The 19,900-nt window shown below is 69.1% G+C and carries 19 protein-coding genes and 1 tRNA gene; 6 read left to right on the top strand and 14 right to left on the bottom strand.

Annotation, left to right across the window (positions count from 1 at the left end):
- Window positions 1-58: 58 nt before the first annotated feature.
- Entirely contained in the window at window positions 59-883 is an 825-nt protein-coding gene (locus ACWGDX_RS18065; RefSeq protein WP_453626641.1) for a DUF3344 domain-containing protein, read from the bottom strand.
- A gap of 570 nt (window positions 884-1,453) precedes the next feature.
- Between ACWGDX_RS18065 and ACWGDX_RS18060 the strand changes: the two genes are divergently transcribed.
- Both ACWGDX_RS18060 and ACWGDX_RS18055 read left to right on the top strand, forming a co-directional pair.
- Window positions 1,454-1,693, top strand: coding sequence for a chaplin (locus ACWGDX_RS18060; protein ID WP_453626639.1), 240 nt, complete (start codon window positions 1,454-1,456; stop codon window positions 1,691-1,693).
- A gap of 331 nt (window positions 1,694-2,024) precedes the next feature.
- Entirely contained in the window at window positions 2,025-2,372 is a 348-nt protein-coding gene (locus tag ACWGDX_RS18055; protein WP_453626638.1) for a hypothetical protein, read from the top strand.
- 163 nt (window positions 2,373-2,535) lie between these two features.
- Here the strand turns inward: ACWGDX_RS18055 and ACWGDX_RS18050 are convergent, their stop codons facing one another.
- The 4 genes from ACWGDX_RS18050 to ACWGDX_RS18035 form a co-directional block, all read right to left on the bottom strand.
- Window positions 2,536-3,177 carry a vitamin K epoxide reductase family protein gene (locus ACWGDX_RS18050; RefSeq protein ID WP_453626636.1) on the bottom strand — a complete coding sequence of 214 codons (642 nt, stop codon included), beginning with the start codon at window positions 3,175-3,177 and terminating at the stop codon, window positions 2,536-2,538.
- Between the two features lie 15 nt (window positions 3,178-3,192).
- Complete coding sequence (locus ACWGDX_RS18045) at window positions 3,193-3,699, bottom strand: DUF5949 family protein (RefSeq protein WP_453626634.1); 507 nt, start codon at window positions 3,697-3,699, stop codon at window positions 3,193-3,195.
- A 204-nt stretch (window positions 3,700-3,903) separates the two neighbouring features.
- The gene (locus tag ACWGDX_RS18040) at window positions 3,904-4,347 is read right to left on the bottom strand and encodes a hypothetical protein (protein WP_453626632.1); all 444 of its coding nucleotides are present in this window, start codon (window positions 4,345-4,347) and stop codon (window positions 3,904-3,906) included.
- Window positions 4,348-4,423: 76 nt separating this feature from the next.
- Complete coding sequence (locus ACWGDX_RS18035; RefSeq protein WP_453626630.1) at window positions 4,424-6,214, bottom strand: hypothetical protein; 1,791 nt, start codon at window positions 6,212-6,214, stop codon at window positions 4,424-4,426.
- Window positions 6,215-6,409: 195 nt separating this feature from the next.
- Here ACWGDX_RS18035 and ACWGDX_RS18030 point away from each other — a divergent pair, with 195 nt between their 5' ends.
- Window positions 6,410-7,015, top strand: coding sequence for a DUF6461 domain-containing protein (locus tag ACWGDX_RS18030; protein WP_453626628.1), 606 nt, complete (start codon window positions 6,410-6,412; stop codon window positions 7,013-7,015).
- A 271-nt stretch (window positions 7,016-7,286) separates the two neighbouring features.
- Here the strand turns inward: ACWGDX_RS18030 and ACWGDX_RS18025 are convergent, their stop codons facing one another.
- Window positions 7,287-8,576, bottom strand: coding sequence for a HEAT repeat domain-containing protein (locus tag ACWGDX_RS18025; RefSeq protein ID WP_453626627.1), 1,290 nt, complete (start codon window positions 8,574-8,576; stop codon window positions 7,287-7,289).
- A 226-nt stretch (window positions 8,577-8,802) separates the two neighbouring features.
- Here ACWGDX_RS18025 and ACWGDX_RS18020 point away from each other — a divergent pair, with 226 nt between their 5' ends.
- Window positions 8,803-9,474 carry a hypothetical protein gene (locus ACWGDX_RS18020; RefSeq protein ID WP_453626625.1) on the top strand — a complete coding sequence of 224 codons (672 nt, stop codon included), beginning with the start codon at window positions 8,803-8,805 and terminating at the stop codon, window positions 9,472-9,474.
- Window positions 9,471-10,361 (top strand): Fic family protein, encoded by an 891-nt coding sequence (locus ACWGDX_RS18015; RefSeq protein WP_453626623.1) that lies wholly within the window; start codon window positions 9,471-9,473, stop codon window positions 10,359-10,361. The genes ACWGDX_RS18020 and ACWGDX_RS18015 overlap by 4 nt, the downstream gene beginning before the upstream one ends.
- Here ACWGDX_RS18015 and ACWGDX_RS18010 read toward each other — a convergent pair.
- The 7 genes from ACWGDX_RS18010 to galU all read right to left on the bottom strand — a co-directional run bounded on the left by ACWGDX_RS18010 (window position 10,343) and on the right by galU (window position 15,977).
- Window positions 10,343-10,416: transfer RNA gene (locus ACWGDX_RS18010), tRNA-Ala, on the bottom strand. The two genes, ACWGDX_RS18015 and ACWGDX_RS18010, sit on opposite strands and share 19 nt — an antisense overlap.
- Before the next feature lie 83 nt (window positions 10,417-10,499).
- Window positions 10,500-11,621 (bottom strand): divisome protein SepX/GlpR, encoded by a 1,122-nt coding sequence (gene sepX, locus ACWGDX_RS18005; protein ID WP_453626621.1) that lies wholly within the window; start codon window positions 11,619-11,621, stop codon window positions 10,500-10,502.
- A gap of 142 nt (window positions 11,622-11,763) precedes the next feature.
- The gene (locus tag ACWGDX_RS18000; protein ID WP_453626619.1) at window positions 11,764-12,387 is read right to left on the bottom strand and encodes a GNAT family N-acetyltransferase; all 624 of its coding nucleotides are present in this window, start codon (window positions 12,385-12,387) and stop codon (window positions 11,764-11,766) included.
- Complete coding sequence (locus tag ACWGDX_RS17995; RefSeq protein ID WP_453626617.1) at window positions 12,384-13,049, bottom strand: MogA/MoaB family molybdenum cofactor biosynthesis protein; 666 nt, start codon at window positions 13,047-13,049, stop codon at window positions 12,384-12,386. The genes ACWGDX_RS18000 and ACWGDX_RS17995 overlap by 4 nt, the downstream gene beginning before the upstream one ends.
- A complete protein-coding gene (moaC, locus tag ACWGDX_RS17990; RefSeq protein ID WP_453626615.1) occupies window positions 13,046-13,609 on the bottom strand; it encodes a cyclic pyranopterin monophosphate synthase MoaC in 564 nt (187 codons plus the stop codon). Before moaC ends, ACWGDX_RS17995 begins: the two co-directional genes overlap by 4 nt.
- Before the next feature lie 68 nt (window positions 13,610-13,677).
- Window positions 13,678-15,018: a molybdotransferase-like divisome protein Glp gene (gene glp / locus ACWGDX_RS17985; protein ID WP_453626614.1), complete on the bottom strand. Its 1,341-nt coding sequence runs from the start codon at window positions 15,016-15,018 to the stop codon at window positions 13,678-13,680.
- Between the two features lie 41 nt (window positions 15,019-15,059).
- On the bottom strand, window positions 15,060-15,977 hold the full coding sequence (gene galU, locus ACWGDX_RS17980; RefSeq protein ID WP_365901391.1) for a UTP--glucose-1-phosphate uridylyltransferase GalU: 918 nt from the start codon (window positions 15,975-15,977) through the stop codon (window positions 15,060-15,062).
- A 93-nt stretch (window positions 15,978-16,070) separates the two neighbouring features.
- Between galU and ACWGDX_RS17975 the strand changes: the two genes are divergently transcribed.
- On the top strand, window positions 16,071-16,715 hold the full coding sequence (locus tag ACWGDX_RS17975) for a 5-formyltetrahydrofolate cyclo-ligase (protein WP_453626612.1): 645 nt from the start codon (window positions 16,071-16,073) through the stop codon (window positions 16,713-16,715).
- A 118-nt stretch (window positions 16,716-16,833) separates the two neighbouring features.
- On the opposite strand, the gene ACWGDX_RS17970 is transcribed toward ACWGDX_RS17975, so the two are convergent.
- Window positions 16,834-19,701, bottom strand: a complete 2,868-nt coding sequence (locus ACWGDX_RS17970) for a penicillin acylase family protein (RefSeq protein WP_453626610.1) — start codon at window positions 19,699-19,701, stop codon at window positions 16,834-16,836.
- Between the last annotated feature and the right edge of the window lie 199 nt (window positions 19,702-19,900).

Below are 19,900 nucleotides of genomic sequence, written 5' to 3'. Positions count from 1 at the left end.
TCTTTCCACTCGTCACTACAGGAAAGCGATCTCTGGAGCGGGCTGAACACGCCCGGCGTCAACTCCGTACTTCCGCCTCTACGAAAAACGCACCCAGCCAGACGGAGTCACGCTTACTGCTGAATCGAACGCTAAGCCGATCACCGCCAGAGACAAAAGCACCACGCAGGTCGAACACGTCCGCGTCATAGCCAAGAGTGTTCGTATAAGAAGGTTGTCGTTCAATCTGTGGCGCACCGAACTCCGTAATACTGGAATTCATCACATCATCTGACGGATTGGCTTTGTTGGAGAGTCTCACCCGCTTACCGCGATTGGTCTGCGCGGTAAGCGAATCACCGGTGATCCCCCGGTCCCCGTCGTACGCGACGACTCCCAGCCGCCCGGCGGCGCCCCGGCGCACACGCAGCTTGCCGACATCGATACCCGCCTTCGCCCGCTCCGAGGTGAGCGATTCGAATCCGTCCCAGAGCGAGAGATGACGCAGCGGGGCGCCGCGCTTCTGATAGGCGACGACCAGGCTCCAGCCGCCCCAGGCGCCGACCGCGGAACGTCCCATGGCGACATTGACCTGCGCCACGGTGTACATCCCTGGACCGCTGGTCCTGACGAGGGGCGTCACATCCGCCGACGCCTGGAAGGCGTCCGCGCCACCGCCCTTACGGTGGCCGGTCCTCGTGTCCGCGTGTACCCACCTGTACCGCCCGCCCGGTTCGGCGAAGAGCACCCGGCCGTTGTCCCTGGGCGGCTTCTGCTCTCCGACCCGCAGGTTCCCGCCCCAGTAGAGCCGCGCGTAACTGACCCGGGAGCCCGCCGGGAGCCGGAGCCGGGCCCGGGTGGAGTTGTAGGTGTTCGGGTCCTTGTCGACATCCGTGTAGGACATCTCGAACCTCTGATTGCCCGCGGCGCCACCGGCGCGGGCGGACACACACCTCGAAGGGGTTTTCGCTGTCACGGTCCGGCAGGAGATCGCCGAATTGGCCGCCCTCGCGATCCCCCCGTGCTGTACCACGTGATAGCGCCTGCCGAAGGGAATACGGGAATCCGCCTCGGACCCCGCCCCGGTCACCGGTGCGGCGGAAAAAGCCACCGCCGCCACCGCGAGAGAGAGCAGGCCGCACAGCCAACCGCGTCTCACAGAAAGAACCGCCGAATTCCGCATACAGCTCTCCGTCTCGAAGACCGAAACAAGAAGGCACCTTTAAACAAGAAGGCACCTTTACAGAGGGCGGAGTGAAAATCACGTCAGACGCGCTGAAAAGCGCTGACCGTACAAGAACACTCCGGGGTACGGCCGCCCGGGTACTCCCCCGGTACCAGACCGGGGCGCGCTCCTGGGGGAGCGTCACTCATTCGGGTGCGCAACCGATGGCCCAGTCAGGCGTTGATGCATAAGTCGGGCAAACGCGCCCGGCGCTTATGCCATCTCATTACGACCGAGGAGCGCTTCTCCATGTCGCGTATCGCCAAGGCTGTTGTTCTCTCCACCGCGGCCGCCGCCGCTGTCGCCGGCACCTCCGGCGTCGCCTTCGCCGACGCCGACGCGCAGGCCGCGGCTGTCGGTTCCCCGGGCGTCCTGTCCGGCAACGTCATCCAGATTCCGCTCCACGTGCCCGTGAACGTCTGCGGCAACACGATCGACATCATCGGTCTGCTCAACCCGTCCTTCGGGAACGTCTGCGTCAACCACTGACCGCAGCCGTCATCGCCTGAGACGTAAACACGCGAGAGCCGCTCGTCCCTTCGGGGGCGGAGCGGCTCTTCTGCTGTGTTCCGAGGAGTACTCCGAGGAGTGCCGAGTTCCGAGGATCTTCGCCCTCAACGACTCGGAGGCGCATTCGATACGAGGAACGCGCGGGTCCCCTTCATTCGAGTGGCCCGTCCAGAATTCGCATCTGACGGGGTTTCCGCCGCGCCGAGGAATCGTTACTCATGACGAGGCCACTCCGGGAAAACCCCAAGAGGCCTGTGTGAAACGAGAGTTGTCCCGTCATCCGACCACCGCTGAGAGAAGGATTCCCCCTATGAAGCCCATGAAGATCGCCGCGGTCGTCGCCGGTTCCGTCCTGGCTCTGGGTGCCGCCGCCCCTGCCTTCGCCGCCGATGCCCCCCTCACCCCCGCCAGCCTGAACGGCGCTCTGGACGCCGTGGCCAGCCACGGACTGCGCGACGGCTCGCCGCTCAAGACCAACGCGCTGGACACGGAGAACGAGGGCTCGGTCGTCAACGCGGTGAAGAAGACCACGGACGGACTGAACAAGAAGGGCGCGGGGAAGGGGAAGGCGAAGGGCAAGGGCAAGGGAGTTGCCAAGGGAGCGGGCGCGGTCGCGGACGCCGGCAAGCTGCTCGGCGGGCTCTCGCTCGGCAAGTGACTCCCGGGGCCGCTAAAAGGCCTCTGAAGGGCCTCTGACCAGGATCTTTCCGGATCTCTTCCGGAGCTGTTCCAGATCTGTTCCAGAACTTTTCCGCCGGAAGCCGCCGGGCCCGCGAGGGCCCGGACTTCCGTGCCCATGAGCCCAGCCCGGACCTCCGCGGTCAGCTTGTCCAGAAGTCCCACCAGCGGGTCAGGATGAGCATCCCGATCACACCGGTCCACAGCACGGGCGGCACCCAGTGGAACTCGCTCAGCACCCCGCGCAGACCGGCTGGGGCGGGCAGGATCCGGTGCTCGACGTTGTGGACCGTGACGTAGCAGAACATCACGATGGTGGCGACCCAGGCCAGGGAGCACCAGAGGCAGAGCGAGTTGATGTGGTAGAGCGACTGGTACTGGAGCCAGGTGCAGAACCCGACGCCGAAGAGCGTGCCCGCGTTCAGCCCGAGCCAGAACCAGCGCCGGTAACGCGCCCCGGCCAGCAGTCCCGCACCGATCCCCGTCACCACGGCGTAAGTGACCAGTCCCAGCATCGGATTCGGAAAGCCGAAGACCGACGCCTGGTCGCTCTTCATGATGTTGCCGCAGGAGACCACGGGGTTGAGACTGCACCCCGGGGTGAAGTCGGGGTCTTCGAGCAGCTTGAACTTGTCCAGGGTGATGACCCACGCGGCCAGCAGCCCCGCACCACCGGTGATCACCAGCAGCAGCGCGAACGCCCGGGTGCCGCCCCATACCCCGCCGGCGCTGTCGGGCGTCTCCTCGGCCGATGAGCCACGGCCACGGGCCAATACAGTGGTCATGATGTCCGCTTCGCCTCAGCCGCGCAGACTGCTGACCGGCACAAGACAGTGCGCGGCGCCCGCGAGCATGTCCGCGTCGCCGACAAAGGCGCGCAGCCGCTCCTCGCTCATCGGCCTGCCCGGCGTACCGTCCGCCCAGGGCCGGGTGGCGACCAGGAAATAGACCTGACCGTACTGCCGCGCGTCCTGCTCCCATTCCGGCGGGACGGGGCATTGGGCGTTCAGATACGGCATCGTCAATACGGCCTGCCCCGCCTCCACCAACAGCTTGATCGAGACATGGGGCGCGTTCGCGACATCGACCAGATCACCGCCGGGATCCAGTCCGATCTCATGGAGAACCGCGCGCATCGCCTCTTCCCCCGCCTCAGGACCGCCCCGGCCGTCTCCCAGCGAATAGGCAAGCAGAAAAGGCGCGTTGCGCTCGCTGCTGGAGGGATCGCTGGTCCAGGGAATCACCGAGAGGGTGCCCAGCAGAGGCGCGTATGGGGCGCGGCCCGACGCGGCGTTGGTAGAGGTCATGTTCCGGCACAGTAGCGGCCTCCGGAGAATTTCCGTGAGCCCGTGTCACCCAAGTGGGCGAATACGACGGCTTCTTCGGGCCATTACTTCCTCAATTTCGTTCCCCAGTACGAGACTTACTTATTTCCCCACTACCGCGGCGACCGCTCGGACGGTCCGTACCGGATCGACCGGTCCGGACCGTCCATGATGAGCCGACGGTGATCAGCCGCCCGTGATGGCCCGAATGCTCTCCTGTGCGGAGGCCACCAGGCCGAGCAGCGCCGTCGCGTTGCCCACGGCGGTACGCAGCCGCTCCAGGCGCCCCGCGACCCGTTCCTGGTCCACCTCACCGGCCGTGAGCTCCTCCTCCAGCGCGACCGCCGCCGCCCTGGCCTCCCGCCTCCGGTCGACGGAGAGTTCCACGTCCGCCGCGGCGCCCGTATCCGCCTCGGTGCCCGCGCCCGGAGCGGGTTCGTCCAGACGGCGCTTCAGTTCGGCGATCGTCTCCAGGGCCGCCCGTACGGCCTCGGCGCTCACGGTGGCCGCGTCCGCGCCCGTGTGGTGCGTGGTCGCCGTCGCTCCCCGGCCCGCCGCCAGAGCGCTGCCGTGCACCTGCGCGTTCCCGCTCAGCACGATGCCTTCGTTCACCTGCGGGCCCTCGCCCATGGGAAACCCTTCCCGTTCGTCCGACATGCCGTACGACGCGTGATCCGATTCCGCCGGATCCGGTTCCGCCGTCCCATCAGGCCGCCGCGCCCGCCGGGCCCGCCGCGCCGTGTCCACCGCCCGCGCCACGGCCGCCACCGCCGCCCGCGAGACCTGTGCTCGTGGCCGCCGCCCCGGCTCCGGCGGCGATACTGCCGGTCACGGAACCGCCGTACATCATCACGCCGTTGTTCAGGATCGTCGTCCTGCGGGCGTCCAGGTCGCTGGTGTCCAGGCCGTGGTCCGCGAGGAAGTTCATGACGGAGCCGAGCACCTGGAGCTCGACCTGCTTGCCCGCCCTGGTCACATCCACGAACTGGAAGAAGTTGCGGTAGTTGGGGGACGCGGCGACCTCGCGCAGACTGAGGCGCGCGCCGTAGTCGTACCGCGCGTCGTGGCGGATGGCCCAGCGCTGCTCCTCCTCCCAGCGCTCCAGCCTCCGGCCGGCGCCCAGTTCCCCGATGACATGGGGCACGGAGGTCAGCGACACCGGGCCGGCGGCGAGCAGCGCGTCGCCCATCCTGCGCCATCTCTCCTCGTCGCTCTCCACGGCGCTGAGCGAGTCGGCCACCCGGAACTCCTCCTTGACCGGAGGCAGCACCCTGGTGTCGGTCTGGAGATAGAGCGTCCCGCCGTTCACCGCGACCTGCACGAAGACGGTGAGGACCAGATCCGTGCCCCAGCTCCGGATCTGCACGGACAGACAGTGCCGGACCGGGCCGTCGATGCGTCCGCGTACGGACTCGACGGTCTTCTGGGGCAGTTGGTCGGTGGGGCGCTTCCTGCCCGCTCCCGCCCCTCTGCCGGGCCAGATCTCGGCGCGGCGGAGCAGCTTGGTGTTCAGCAGTTCGGAACCGTGCACGAAGACCTTCTCGCGCACCCGCATGCCCGCGATACCGTCCGAGGAGACCGGGGACTGCGCGCGCAGCTCCAGCAGATCGGCGCTGAGCCGCTCCACCAGCTCGGACGATCCGAACGGCACCGGGGGCGGCTTCACGGCGCTGCCCGGGGTCGCGCCCTTCGGGACCAGACGGGTGGCGAACGACCATGAGCTGGCCTGTACCCCGGCTCCGACGAATGGCGAGAAACCGCTATAGACAATCAGATTGGTGTCATCGGCGGCCTCGCCGCCGACGAGCTGGGAACCGGGCCGCAGCCATTCCCTGACCACCTTCCAGGCCGCGTCACGCTGCCGGTAGGTGAAGTACCAGGGGCACCCCACCAGCAGCACCAGGCTCAGCAGATACGAGATGACCGTGTTCGGCACCGACCACAGCACGTTCTGGCCGATCAGGCAGGCGATGAACAGCATCAGGAGCTGGAAGAACAGCGGGCTCAGCAGGGTCGTGACCACCGAGTCCGAGGGCTTGGTCAGATACGCGTGACCCGCCGACCCGGCCGGGAGGCGTCCCTTCAGGGGCAGCCGCTGCTGGAGGCCGCCGCCCATGACTCCCGCCGTAAGGACGTAGATGACGGTGGCGGCGGGCGCCAGGACCAGGGAGAGCAGAAACGCCGCGGCGACATACCGGTCCCGTTCCCGCAGATCACGCAGCGAGTCCTGGGCGTGCTCGCGTACCTGGTCGAGATCGACTCCGTACGAGGGCGCCCGCGCCTTGACCCGCTCCCTGGTCATCTCGTTCATCACGGTGCGCGCGAAGCCCTCGTAGAGGCGCACTCCGGTGCACATGTAGCGGGTGGCGGCGTTCTGCTCCTCGGCCGACGGCGCCGGAACCCCGGCGGAATCATCCGGCTCACCGGGCTGACGCGGCACATGCGGCACGTCATCGTCCCCGACGCCGTTCCCGTTGTCCGCAGCTGGAGTAGTCATATTGTTCCCCCTTTTGATCCCCCTCACTGTGCCGCGCCTCATGCGCCCCGCAAAGGCGAATTCACCTCAACGCCCCGGCGCACAGACACACCACAGGCGCACAAGGGGGCGCGCCACGGACCGGCGGAGATCGTTTCCCACCTCGCTGGCGCCGGACGTCCTTCGCTGTCAGACGCAGAGGCGAGGATGGACGGCATGACGAAGACCGGAGCCGACTACGCGTGGTTCGAGGACGACTTTCCAGATATCGCCGAGGCGTTCTGCTTCACCCTGGTGCGGGGTCTGTCGCCGGCTGAGCTGATGTCCCGGCTCGGAGGACGTCCGGAGGCACCCCTGCGAGGCATAGCCGCAGCTGTCGACGCCACCTTCGCGCGGTACGACCTGGGAAAGGAGGACCGGCAGCTGGTCGCCATGACGACCGTGGGCACCTGGACACTGCTGATCGAGCCCAACGGCTACCTCGGGGTCACCGAAGAACAAGCGCTGCCGGCCTCCGCCGGAACAAGCTGGATCTCTCACTTCACCAACATCAACGCCGTCGGCACGTTCCTCTGGGCAGAGGACCGGGTGCTGCGACTGTGCTTCGACCCCATGTTCCCGGAGGACCGCTGGGGCACCGAGCCCGACGAACTCCTCGACGTCATGCGGCAGATCGGCTTCCACCTTGAGGCGGAAGATCCGGAAACGGACTTCTCCCCGCAGGCGGCGTTCGCGCTGGCAGAACATCTGACCGGTATCGCCATCACTCCAGCGCTACTCCAGGACACGACGTTCACCTGCGCCACCGTACGAATCCGCTGACCTCCCGCCTCCTGAGCCGGTACGGACTCGCCACCTGCTGCCGGAGGTCGCCTCAACCGTGCGAGAAACAGAAGATCCCGCCTGATCTTTCGATCGGACGGGATCTCGTCACCGTTCTTGAGCTGACTCAAGAACAGTCGTGCGGTGGGGTGTTCACAAGTGCCTCTGACCAGGACCGCACAAGACCGAATGAAGATCGCTTCCCAAGTCACTGAAGATCGTTTCCCGAACCCGATACGCGTAGGTGCTCCCCGCCCGGAAGACGACGGCGTCACGCGGGCAGCGCCCCGGCAGGGTGGCCGTGTTCTCGGCCGCATGCGGTGAGGGCGACAACTCCGTGGCCTGAGGTGCTGGTATGCGCTCCCAGTACGCCAGGATCGACCGACACCCGCGCCGCGATGTCGTTGGCATAGCAGGTGTCGGGGATCTGGAGGTCTTCCTTGACTTGGCGGTACCGGGCTGCGAACGCCTCGGAATCTGTGGGGTTCACACCGTCGAAAGCGTCCTCGGGAAAGCCGTCCTGATGCGGCAGGAGGTAGCCGGCTTCGGCCGGGTGCAGGGGTTCCCCGTCACCGTCTTCCTCCTCGGCGTCGTACGCGTCGTAGTGACGCAAGATCTCACCGCCTTCGGCGATGCACCAGGCGGTCCAGTCGTCACCGCAGCTCATCCCGTACCACTGGGCGGATCCGAAACGGCGGCTGAGGTCGCTGCACCGTTGGCTCACCACGAGGGAAAGGACTTCATCCCGGTCGTCCGCGTCCTCGATGCGGTGGGTGTCCTGGGAGGAGTGGCCGAAGACGAGCGTCCAGCCGTCCAGAGCGGGACTGACGAAGACGCGGGAGCAGGCGGCGTGCGGGCGGGTCCGGTCCCAGATGTGGTGGTCGTGGTTCCAGGCCGCCGCGCCGGTTCGAAGCGTGACCGGCTCTGGGCTGCCGAGATCGAACGCTTCGAGTACGGCGTCCTGGTCTTCGGTGGGCACCGCGTACCAGGACCCGCACAGGTGCATGCCGTCCGGGACCTCGGCCAGAAGCTTGATCTTCGTCAGCCGGCGCCAGGCGTCCTGGTCCTCAGAGCCGAGGCCGTCGGGGACCGCGATGGCGGCGAGAGCCTCCAGCGCACCTGCCCGCACCCTGGGGCCGGGCGCCGGCAGGCCACGCACGCGCCGCAGGTCGGGCACGGCTGCGGCACCAATCGCCTGGAATGCCCAAACCGTTCGCCGGCGGACCTCGGGCTCCGGGTCTCCCAGCAACGGGATCAGCCGGTCGACGAACTTTGCTGCCGCCTCGCCGCGGACCTGGAAGGCGAAGAGAGCGTCGCTCCTGACGCGCGGGTGCGCATGATTCAGCAGTGGCTCGTAGGCCCCCGGATCGTCCACTTTCAGTCGTCCCAGCGCCCACCCGGCTCTTCTCGCGATCTCAGGCGAGTCCGCCGACGCGGCTGCGTGTGCCAGGGGCAGGAGAGCGGGTTCCCCGATCCTGCACAGCACATCCGCCGAGACCGTCCACTCGACGGGCGACTGCTCGTCACAGAGCACGTCCAGCACTGCCCCGACGACAGCCACTCCCTGTTCCACGAGAGCATCACGTGCTGGCCGGGTGTGCTCCCAGGAGCCAGAGAGTGATTCGGTCAGCAATCCCATGTCCATGGCAGGCACCCTATTCAGGTGCACTGACAAGGACATCTCCTCCTTCAATGGCGAAGGGTGTCGGCGGCACTCTTCGCTTCTGTGTCAGGGGTATCTCGATACTGAGTGGAGGCAAGGCAGCCGCACACGGCAGAGTGGCGTGGTGACTGAGCTGTGGGCACACACCCTGACCTGGTCGGAAGTGGATCCGTCGCGACATCCGTTCGAGCTGGACGAGGATGCCGCGAAGACGTTGACCGGCCTTGTCGCTCCCTTGCTGCCCAGCTCCGCGGGCGCCGAAGAGCACCGCTGGCGCTCGCTGGTCCCCGTCAGCGAGTTCCTGGTGGACCGATACGGCCGGTGGGCCTGCGGGTGGAACTGGTCGATAGGTGAGGGCGACACCGACGGCGGGATCGTCGGCGTGTGGTGCTGCGCGTCGCATTCCGTGACCACGGCGGACGAGACGGCTCCTTTCGTTGTCGCCGGCCTGTGTGAGTGGCGTGACTGGCTGGAGGATCTGGCGGAGCGCTTTACGGCGCTGGCGCCGCCGGCGCACGCGGTGGGGGCCACGACGGATCCCTGGTACTGGGAGCGGGCCTGCACGCGGCTGGTCACCGTGGTGGCCGACCGAACGCAGGCCGAGAGCGGCTGGTACGGACACTGTGAGCAGGTGCTCGGATGGTTCCTCGCCTACAACGGCGTCGGAGATGAGCGAGCCCGCGAGATTGTGGAGGGCGCGATCGGCGGCCGGTTCGGCAGTTGGATCGCACCGGATGTCACGGTGGTCGACGCGGTGGGTTCACAGTTCGCCCGGTCCCTGGGCGAGACCGGATGATGTCCGCCCCTGACGAACCGAAGGACGCCCTCGCCGACTGGCTGCGCATCCGTCCCCAGATCTCATGGCCGTGTTGGAGCAGTGCCCGCCTCCGCCATGAAGGATCGCACCGGGACGCCTTCCGGGACTTCTTCGGCACAACCCGTGGCGGCCGGGATACCGAGGGAACCACGAGGGTCCTGGCAGGCCTCGACCTGGCCCTGGCAGACGCGAAGGGAGGCGACCGGCTGACGTTCGCTCTCATGGCCAACTGGCAGCGGACCGTGCTGGGCGAGGGCGCGGCCGCCTTCCGTACGATGCAGGCTTTCGCAAAGGGAGGGCGGGAGCGCTACGGCATCACTTCGGACACGCGGGCGAGGTTCGAGCAGTGCCTGTCCGAGAGCGCTCAACCGGACCTGCCCCTCCCCTCACGCGCCGCGAGGACCTATCTCGACATCCTCTTCTTCCACCCGTTCGAAGACGGCAACGCCCGCGCGGCGACGCTGGCGCTGGCCTTCGTCCTGGCCCGCGAAGCAGCGGTGATCGACCAGGTGCACCCGCTCCAGACCACTCGCTGGGCCGACGACGCCGAGGGCGCGGCCGATCTGGCGGCGCTGCTCGGCATCCTGATCACCGCGGCGGAGCGCCGCCAGTCCCGCGGGGAGGCAGCCATGACCTGGGCTGCAAGGCGGTCGACCGCGGCATCCGGGGCAACTGGCAGGGAGCCGTGCCGATCGACAGCGCCCTCACCTGCCCGCACATCCCCAACGCCCTGGCCCAGGCCACTCACGCGTCGAACGGCCCCTGAAACGACGAAGATCCCGCCCGATCTTTCGATCGGACGGGATCTCGTCACCGCTCTTGAGCTGACTCAAGAACAGTCGTGCGGTGGACCTGAGGGGATTTGAACCCCTGACCCCCTCGATGCGAACGAGGTGCGCTACCAGTCTGCGCCACAGGCCCTTGCAACGAGTGAAACCTTAGCACCATCGCCACCGTGCCCGGAAATCCGTTGGGGGGCTGGTCACGGGTGGGGCGGGGTGGGGTTACTCGTTGGCGGCGCGGGGGCGGGCTTCTTCGTCGTACTGGTCGAAGAGAGGGGTTCTGCCTCGGTCGCGGGAGCGGCGGGGCGGAGGGGTGCGGGGTGTGGCGGCGGCGTCCGGGGCGGGTTCGGCGGTGGACGAACGGGCCGCGCTCCAGGTCTCCGGGTCCCCCACCTCGACACCGCCGGTGGCGCGGGGGGCGACCGGGGCCGTGACATAGGTGGGGAGCGGGACCGGGACCGGTTCCCAGCTCTCGCCGCTCGCCGGACCGCGTTCGCGCTGCTGGTCCACCCACTCCGCGTGGTCGGTCTGCTCGACCAGGGCGCGGCGGCCCGCCTCCTGCGGCGAGACCGTGGGAGCCGGTTCCGGTTCGGGGCGGGGTTCGGGCTCCTCGTCGGGCTCGCGCACGGCGGCCGTCTGGGGCTGATGGCGGCGCGGACGGTTCTCGCGGAGCCGCTGCGCCGCGGCCTCGGCCCTGCGCCGGTCCATCGTGAACGCGAAGCGCCTCCGCTCCTGGGCGCGCAGATGCACGATGTACGTGCTCAGGAGTACGGCGGGGGCCGCCGGGGCCCAGAGGAAGCCGAGACCGCCGACCGCCGCGACGATCGCGCCGAGCGTGAAGGCGAGGAAGAGGACCACGGTGGTACGCCGCCGGCGCGCGAGGACCTGCAAGCGCTGCGCGCGCCGGGCGCGTTCGGCCGCGGCTCCCGAGGGGCGCGCGCGCCGGGCGGGCACGGACGCCCGCGCCGAACGGGCCGGTGCGGGCCGGGGTGCCTGGCGCGACGGTGCGGACCTGGCCGGTGCGGGGACGTCCGCGCGGATCTCCATCCGGGCTTCCGTACGGGCCGGGGGCGCGGCGAAGGACCGGACGTCGACGGAGCTCATCGACTCCGTGCCGGCGTCCGCTTTCCCGCCGGACCCCGCCTCCTCGGCGACGCGCCCCTGAAGCTCCTTGGCATAACGGCGCTCCATGGCCGCCCGTCCGGACAGCAACCGGATGGCGGTACTGAAGCGTTCCGTCGGACGTGCCTCGTTGAGTTCGTCCTGCCTGCGGAGCCACATCGGCACCAAGTAGGCGGCCCAGGCCCCGACGATGACTGCGTAGATGAGGCCGCTGCTGCTCACGGTTCACACCGTAGAGGGGTTCGCACGAGGGCATCGGCCAATTGAGCCGGTGTGTCGCACGATCTGGCTGATATCACGGACTTTTTTTGTGACTGTTCAGATCAGTTTATAGTCATATGCCGATCATTATCGAACAAGTATTTCATTTTCTGTGCGTTCCCGGTCGCGCCTGCCGCCATCGGCGCACCAGCCCGTCGGGCACCTCCTCGGCCGTCAGCACGAACACGAGATGGTCCCGCCACGCCCCGTCGATATGCAGATAGCGCGGACGCAGCCCCTCCTCGCGGAATCCGAGTTTCTCGACCACCCGACGGCTCGGCCCGTTCTCCGGGCGAATGCAGATCTCCACGCGGTGCAGCCCGACCATACGGAAACAGTGGTCGACCGCGAGCGCGACGGCGGTCGGCATCACCCCACGGCCGGCGACCTCGCGGTCCACCCAGTAGCCGACATGACCCGAGCACATCGATCCCCAGGTGATCCCGGCGACGGTGAGCTGGCCGACGAGCCGTCCCTGGTACTCGACCACGAACGGGAGCATCCGGCCCGCGGCGGCCTCGGCGCGCAGATGGCGGACCATCTGACGGTAGGTGGGGCGCTGGGCGACCGGGCCGCCGGGGGGCGGCGGCGGAATCGTCGCCTCCCAGGGGCGCAGCCAGTCGCGGTTGCGCCGGTTCACCTCACGCCACGCGCGCTGGTCGCGCAGCCTTATCGGGCGGAGGGCGATATCGCCGTCCACCAGCGTCACGGGCCAGGACGGGTTCATCCGGAGGTACGGGGGTGATCGGTACTGAGCTGATCGGTACGGGACTGACCAGTACTGGGCTGATCGGTACTGGGCTGATCGGTACGGGGGTGATCGCCGCCGTGGATCTGGTCCACGGCGTGGACGAGCAGCCGGTCGAGCACGGCGAGACCGTCGCGTACGCCGCCGGCCGAGCCCGGCAGGTTCACGATCAGGGTCCGCCCGGCCACACCCGCCAGACCACGGGAGAGCGCGGCGGTGGGGACCTTCACGGCGCCCTCGGCGCGGATCGCCTCGGGGATGCCCGGGATCTCGTAGTCGAGTACGCGCCGGGTGACATCGGGGGTGCGGTCCGTGGGTGAGATACCCGTACCGCCGGTGGTCAGGATGACGTCGTACGCGGCGGCGACGCCCTCGCGCAGGGCCTCTCCGACGGGGTCCCCGTCGGGGACGACCTTCGGTCCGTCGACCGAGAAGCCGAGCGTGGCGAGGCCCGCGGCGAGGATCGGGCCGCCCGTATCGGCGTAGACACCGGCGGCGGCGCGATTCGACGCGGTGACGACGAGCGCGCGCCGGACCCGCGAACCCCCCGGTCCCGCGACCGGCGATCCCGCCGGCTCCCCGGCGTCGGCCGTACGTCTCGGGGGCGTGTGCCGCGGGTCCCCGCCCGCCCGCGCGGTCATGACCCGGCTCCGTCCGCCTCGCCGCGCGCCGCGGTGCCGGGCGGCTCCGGGCTGCGGGTCCAGGGGCCCGACTTGCCGCCGGTCTTCTCCTCGACCCGTACGTCCGTGATGACCGCGCCCTTGTCGACCGCCTTCACCATGTCCACGAGGGTGAGCGCGGCCACCGACACGGCGGTCAGCGCCTCCATCTCGACGCCCGTACGGTCGGTGGTCCTGACCGTCGCGAGGATCTCGACGGCGTCGTCCACGACCGCGAGGTCGAGCGTGACACCCGAGACGGCCAGCGGATGACAGAGCGGGATCAGCTCGGGGGTCCGCTTCGCGCCCATGATGCCCGCGATACGGGCGGTGGCGAGCGCGTCCCCCTTGGGCACGCCCCCGCCCCTGAGCAGTTCGACGACGCGCGGTGACACCAGCACCCGGCCGCTGGCCCGTGCGGTGCGCGCGGTGATCTCCTTCGCCGAGACATCGACCATACGGGCCGCGCCCGACTCGTCGACATGGGTCAAGCCGCCCTGCTGAGAGGGTCCGGGGGTCTCCCCCCGGGAAAACACAGTCATTAGCTGTGGCGCTCCCGGTTTGGGCCCGTCCGGGCCTGTGTGGGCAGACACGGTACCGCCACACGGGCTCATCGGCCGATCAGGACCACTTCGACGTCCGTACCGGACTCGACCGAGACCGAGTCCTCCGGGACGACGATCAGCGCGTCGGCATGGGCGAGTGCGGCGACAAGGTGGGATCCGGCGCCGCCGACCGGGGTGATCGAGCCCGCCTCGGCGTCGTACGCACCGCGCAGGAACTGACGGCGGCCGGCCGGGGACGAGATCGGCTTGTCCGCCGCGAGGGTGGCGTGGAGCTTCGGACGGTGCACGTCCTCCAGACCCATCAGCCTGCGGATCGCGGGACGGACGAACAGCTCGAAGGAGACGTACGACGAGACCGGGTTCCCCGGGAGGGCGAGCAGCGGAGTGTGCTCCCGGCCGATCGAGCCGAAGCCCTGCGGCTTGCCCGGCTGCATCGCGAGCTTGCGGAAGTCGACCCCGCCGCCGTCCTCGTCCTCGTCCCCCACGGAGGAGAGCGCTTCCTTGACGACGTCGTACGCGCCGACGCTGACGCCGCCCGTGGTGACCACCATGTCGGCGCGGATGAGCTGGTCCTCGATGGTGGCGCGCAGGGTGTCCGCGTCATCGGTGACGGCGCCGACCCGGTAGGCGATGGCGCCCGCGTCCCTGGCCGCCGCGGTGAGCGCGAAGCTGTTGGAGTCGTAGATCTGGCCGTCGCCGAGCCGCTCGTCGGGCTGGACCAGCTCACTGCCGGTGGAGAGCACGACCACGCGCGGGCGGGGGTGGACCCGTACCGAACCGCGGCCGATGGCGGCCAGCAGCCCGATCTGCGGCGGGCCCAGGACCGTACCCGCCTCCAGGGCCAGATCGCCCGCCTGCACATCGCTGCCGCGCGAGCGGACATGCCCCCCGGCCTCGACCGGGCGGTAGACCCGCACCTCGCCGCTCGCGCCGCCCGGCGCCTCCCCGGCCGGGCGCATCGAGGTGGCCGCCCCGCCGCCCGTACCGCCGTCGGTCCACTCCACCGGGACGACGGCCTCGGCGCCGGGCGGCAGCACGGCGCCGGTCATGATCCGGGCGGTCTCCCCGGGGCCGACCTCGGGCAGGACACCGCTGCCCGCCGCGACATCGCCGACGACGGTCAGCACCGCGGGGAACTCCTCGGTGGCGCCCGCGACATCGACCGTACGGACCGCGTAGCCGTCCATGGAGCTGTTGTCGAACGGCGGCAGGGCGACCGGCACCGTGATGTCCTCCACGAGCACACAGCCCTGCGCGTCGAGCAGTTGCAGCTCGATGGGATCGAGCGGGTGCACCGCGGCGAGAATGTCCGCGAGATGGTCGTCCACCGACCAGAGCCGCTCGTGGCCGTAGGACGCCGGTGCCGATTCCGCACTGCTGGTCAAGTGGTGTCTCTCCTCGTCACGTGCTGTGTCTCCTCGCCGGACTACATCTCCTCCGCGACATAACCGCGGAGCCAGGTCCGGAAGTCCGGGCCCAGGTCCTCACGTTCGCATGCGAGTCTGACAATGGCACGGAGATAGTCGCCGCGGTCACCGGTGTCATAGCGGCGGCCCTTGAAGACCACGCCGTGGACCGGTCCGCCGACCTTCTCGTCCGCGGAGAGCTGCTGAAGCGCGTCGGTGAGCTGGATCTCGCCGCCGCGGCCCGGCTCGGTCTTGCGCAGTATGCCGAAGACGGCGGGGTCGAGGACATAGCGGCCGATGATCGCGTAGTTGCTGGGCGCGTCGGCGGCGTCGGGCTTCTCGACCAGATCGTGCACCTTGACCACATCGGCGTCGCGCGTGGGCTCGACCGCGGCGCATCCGTAGAGATGGATCTGCGAAGGCTCGACCTCCATCAGAGCGATGACACTGCCGCCCTCGCGCTCCTGGATCTCGACCATCCGGGCCAGCAGCGGGTCGCGCGGGTCGATCAGGTCGTCACCCAGCAGGACCGCGAAGGGCTGGTCGCCGACGTGCGGGGCCGCGCACAGGACAGCGTGGCCCAGGCCCCTGGGGTCGCCCTGACGCACATAGTGCATGGTGGCGAGGTCGCTGGACTCCTGGACCTTGGCGAGGCGTTCGAGGTCTCCCTTGCGGGTGAGCGCCTCTTCCAGCTCGTAGTTCCGGTCGAAGTGGTCCTCAAGGGGACGCTTGTTGCGGCCGGTCACCATGAGCACGTCGGAGAGACCGGCTGCCACGGCCTCCTCGACCACGTACTGGATCGCCGGCTTGTCGACGACCGGCAGCATCTCCTTAGGAGTTGCCTTGGTGGCGGGCAGGAACCGGGTGCCTAGGCCGGCGGCAGGGATGACAGCCTTGCTGATCCTGGCGGAGCTGGCCCGGGGGGGCGACTGAGTCATGCCGAACACACTATCTGTTGTGTATGGGCGGAAGATGATGCTCTGGTTAACTTTCGCCTTATCCGTGCTCATACGAGAGGTTTGTGATGCCCGATGAGTGCCGACACGCCCGGAAAGGACGCGCTGCGGAGTGAACTCCTGGCCGCGAGAAGCCTGCTGTCCGGTGAAGACGCGCGGCAGGCGGCGGCGGTTCTCGCGGAGCGCGCCCTGGATCTGCCGGAGCTGGCCCGCGCCCGTACCGTCGCCGCGTATGTCTCGGTGGGGAGCGAGCCCGGGACGCGCGCGCTGCTCGACGCGCTGCGCGGGCGAGGGGTACGGGTCCTGCTGCCGGTGCTGATGGCGGACAACGACCTGGACTGGGCACCGTACGAGGGCGCCGCCCGTCTGGTGCGCGCGGGGCGGGGACTGCTGGAGCCGGACGGCGCACGGCTCGGCCCCGACGCCGTGCTGGACGCGGAGGTCGTCCTGCTGCCCGGCCTCGCGGTGGACGGGCGCGGTATGCGGCTGGGGCGGGGCGGCGGCTCGTACGACCGGGTCCTCGGGCGGCTGGCCGGGGCGGGGGCCGAACCCGCCCTGGCCGTCCTGCTGTACGACAACGAGGTGGTCGCGCGGGTCCCGGAGGAGCCGCACGACCGTCCCGTACAGGCGGTGGTGACGCCGGGGGGCGTACTGCGCTTCGACGAGACCGCGCGTGTACGGGACGGGCGGAGCGGGCAGGGCGGGCGAGACGGGCGGTGACGGCACTGGGGCCGGCACCGCCCGGCGCCGGGGCGCGCACTCACGCCAGGGCGCGCGGTGAGGCCGGGGCCCGTGCTGACGCCAGGGCGCGCGCCGACGCCGGGGCTCACGCTCACCGCTACGGCGTGAGCGTGAGGGTGTCGGTCGTGGTGCGTTCCACCGCGTTGACCCCGTAGGACCAGTCGAGCAGCTCGCCCCTGGCCCACTTGCTCGTCTGGTCGGTGTAGTGCGCGCTGTACGCGTGCCCCGAGGCGCCCGTCAGATTGATCCAGCGGGACTTGTCCCAGTCACCGACATTGACGACCATCCGCATCGACGGAACCCATATGACCTCGTAGCCGCCGGCCGCGTTCCACCCCGTGGCGTTGACCGCCGCCTCGCCGCCGCCGAGATTCCACGGACCCCGGTTGAGCATCAGCTTGAGGAAGCCGGGGCCGCTGGTGCCGAGGGTCTGGTTGTCCAGCGTGAGCTGGTGCAGCCGGCCCCAGGTCCAGCTCGACACGTCCTTGCCGAGCTTGGCGGTCAGCTCCCAGCGGGCATCCGCCATCGCGCGCTGGAGCAGTTCGTCACGGGTCTTGCCGGCCGAGTCCTTGCGGCTGAGGGGGATGCTCCACCAGGGGTTGTCCTCGTCGTCGATGATCCGCCGCACCACCTCGTACCAGCGGTCCCCGCCGTCCGGCTGCGCCGCGTCCGGATCGCGCTGGCCGCACTCCCGTACCCGCTGGTCGAGGTCGTCCAGCGGACCCGTGCTGTCGGCGGGCCGGACGGTGAGGCACTGGCCCTTGACCCGCAGCTCCTTGGGCAGCTTGTTGCCGAAGGCGAGCTTGAGGACATTGCGCCAGACGGCGTTGAAGTAGGCGGCGGCCCCCGAGTCGGGTTCCTGGGTGTAGTCCCAGCCTTCGAGGAGCTTCTGCGCCTCGCGTACGGCCGGGTCCTTGACGTCGAGCTTGACCAGTATCGGGGCCAGCAGCTTGGCGATCTGGCTGCTGTTGTCCATCTGCATGGTCTGCATGTCGTCGGTCGAGATCTTCCCGCCGTCCTTGATCTTCGACTCGATCAGGTCGTTGATCCGCTGGCTGCGGGCGCCGTAGCCCCAGTCCTCGGTCAGCGGGTAGGGGTACTTCTTCGCGTCGACGACGGCCTGGTTGGCGGTGACGATGTAGCCGCGCTTCGGGTTGTACTCGTACGGCAGCTCGTCGAAGGGGATGTACCCCTCCCACCGGTACTTCGGGTCCCAGCCGGGGGCGGGCATCCGGCCGTCGCCCTCGGCGCGGACCGGGATGCGTCCGGGCGCCTGGTAACCGATGTTGCCCTTGGTGTCCGCGTAGATCAGGTTCTGCGAGGGGACCTCGAAGTGCTCGGCCGCCTTGCGGAACTGGGTGAAGTCCTTGGCCTTGTTCAGTTCGAAGACCGCGTCCATGGACTTGCCCGGCTGGAGGGCGGTCCACTGGAGCGAGACGGCGTATCCGGCGCCGCGGTCGGGGGCGACATCGCCGACCGGGGCCCTCTCGCCGACCTTCGTCAGCTCGGTGTCGCGGTCGGAGACCACGGGACCGCGGTCGGTGGAGCGGACGGTGATCTTCTTGCTCTTGCCGCCCGCGACCTTGATGGTCTCCTCGCGGAGCTTGAACGGCTTCTCGCTGTCGCCGGACTGGTACGAGTCCCCGTCGACCTTCTCCAGATAGAGGTCGGTCACATCGGCGCCGAGGTTGGTGAAGCCCCAGGCGATGTCCTGGTTGTGGCCGATTATGACGCCGGGCATTCCGGAGAAGGTGTAGCCCGCGACGTCGTACTGGCAGGTCTCCGAGACGCTGCGGCAGTGCAGGCCCATCTGGTACCAGAGGGAGGGCAGCTGCGGGGCCAGGTGCGGGTCGTTGGCGAGCAGCGGCTTCCCGGTGGTCGTGTACTGACCGGAGACGACCCAGGAGTTGGAGCCGATGCCGTCGCCGTTCGGGCCGAGCAGGGCGGGGATCTCGTCGAGGGTGCCGGAGAGGGCCGCGAGCTGGGTGTTGAAGTTCTCGGTGGCGTCCGCGGCGCTGGTGCCGGTCGTGCCGGTGCCGTCGGCGCTGTTCAGGACGGTGCCGGCGTCCGTGCCGGTCCCTGTGCCGGTGCCGGTGCCGGTGCCGGTTTCCGTGCCTGTGCCGGTTTCGAAGCCCGTGCCCGTGCCCGTGCCTGTGCCGTCGGTCGTGTCGCCCGGCGGCGTGGCGCTGGGCTCCGCCTCCGGGTCGTACTTTCCGGTGATCGGATCGATCCCGCCCTCGCTGACGATGGGCGCGTTCCGGTCGTACGGGTACGACGGGTACAGCTCGTCGATCTGCTTCTCACTCAGCCGGCTGGTCAGCAGCGAGCGGTCTATCTCGTCCTGCATGTTGCCGCGCAGGTCCCAGGCCATCGCCTTGAGCCAGGCCACCGAGTCGACGGGGGTCCACTTCGCGGGCTTGTAGTCGTTGGTGAAGCTCAGCGCGGCGTACTCGACCGAGATGTCCCTGCCGTCGCGGCCTTCGAGATAGGCGTTGACGCCGTCCGCGTACGACTGGAGGTTCTTCTTGGTCTCGTCCGAGAGCTGGGTGTCGTACTCGCGCTGTGCCACCCCGCGCCAGTCGAGGGTGCGCAGGAAGGCATCGGTCTTGACCTGCCCCGCGCCGAACATCTCGGAGAGCCGGCCCGCGGTCATATGGCGGCGGACGTCCATCTCCCAGAAGCGGTCCTGCGCCTGGACGAAGCCCTGGGCGCGGAACAGGTCCTCGTCGGAGTTCGCGTAGATCTGCGGGACGCCGTAGCTGTCCCGCCGTACGTCCACGGGTCCGGAGAGGCCCTTGAGCTGGATCGACCCCGTGGTCTGGGGGAAGGAGGCGCGGACCGTGCCGACCCCCCAGTACGCCCCGTAGCCGACACCCGCGACAAGCGCCAGCACCAGGACGATCAAGATCAGACGGGCGCGTCGCCCCTTCTTTTTGACGGAAGGGGGGGCTGTGTTGGCGGGCATCGCTGTCCTTCGAGGGGCAGGGTGGTCCTGGAATGCTGGAGCAACCATAGGCGCAGCCGTTCCCCGCCCCCGACGCGGTGTCATGTAGTGCGACTCATCGGACGACCACACAGGGATACAAGCGGGATTCCTGGGGGTTTCCGGCCGGGATCTTGCCGGGATCTTGCCGGAATTCGCGCGCTATGGCGACGCAGATCAC

This window comes from Streptomyces sp. NPDC055025 (genome assembly GCF_053608565.1).
This window is presented reverse-complemented; position numbering and strand designations above follow the sequence as displayed.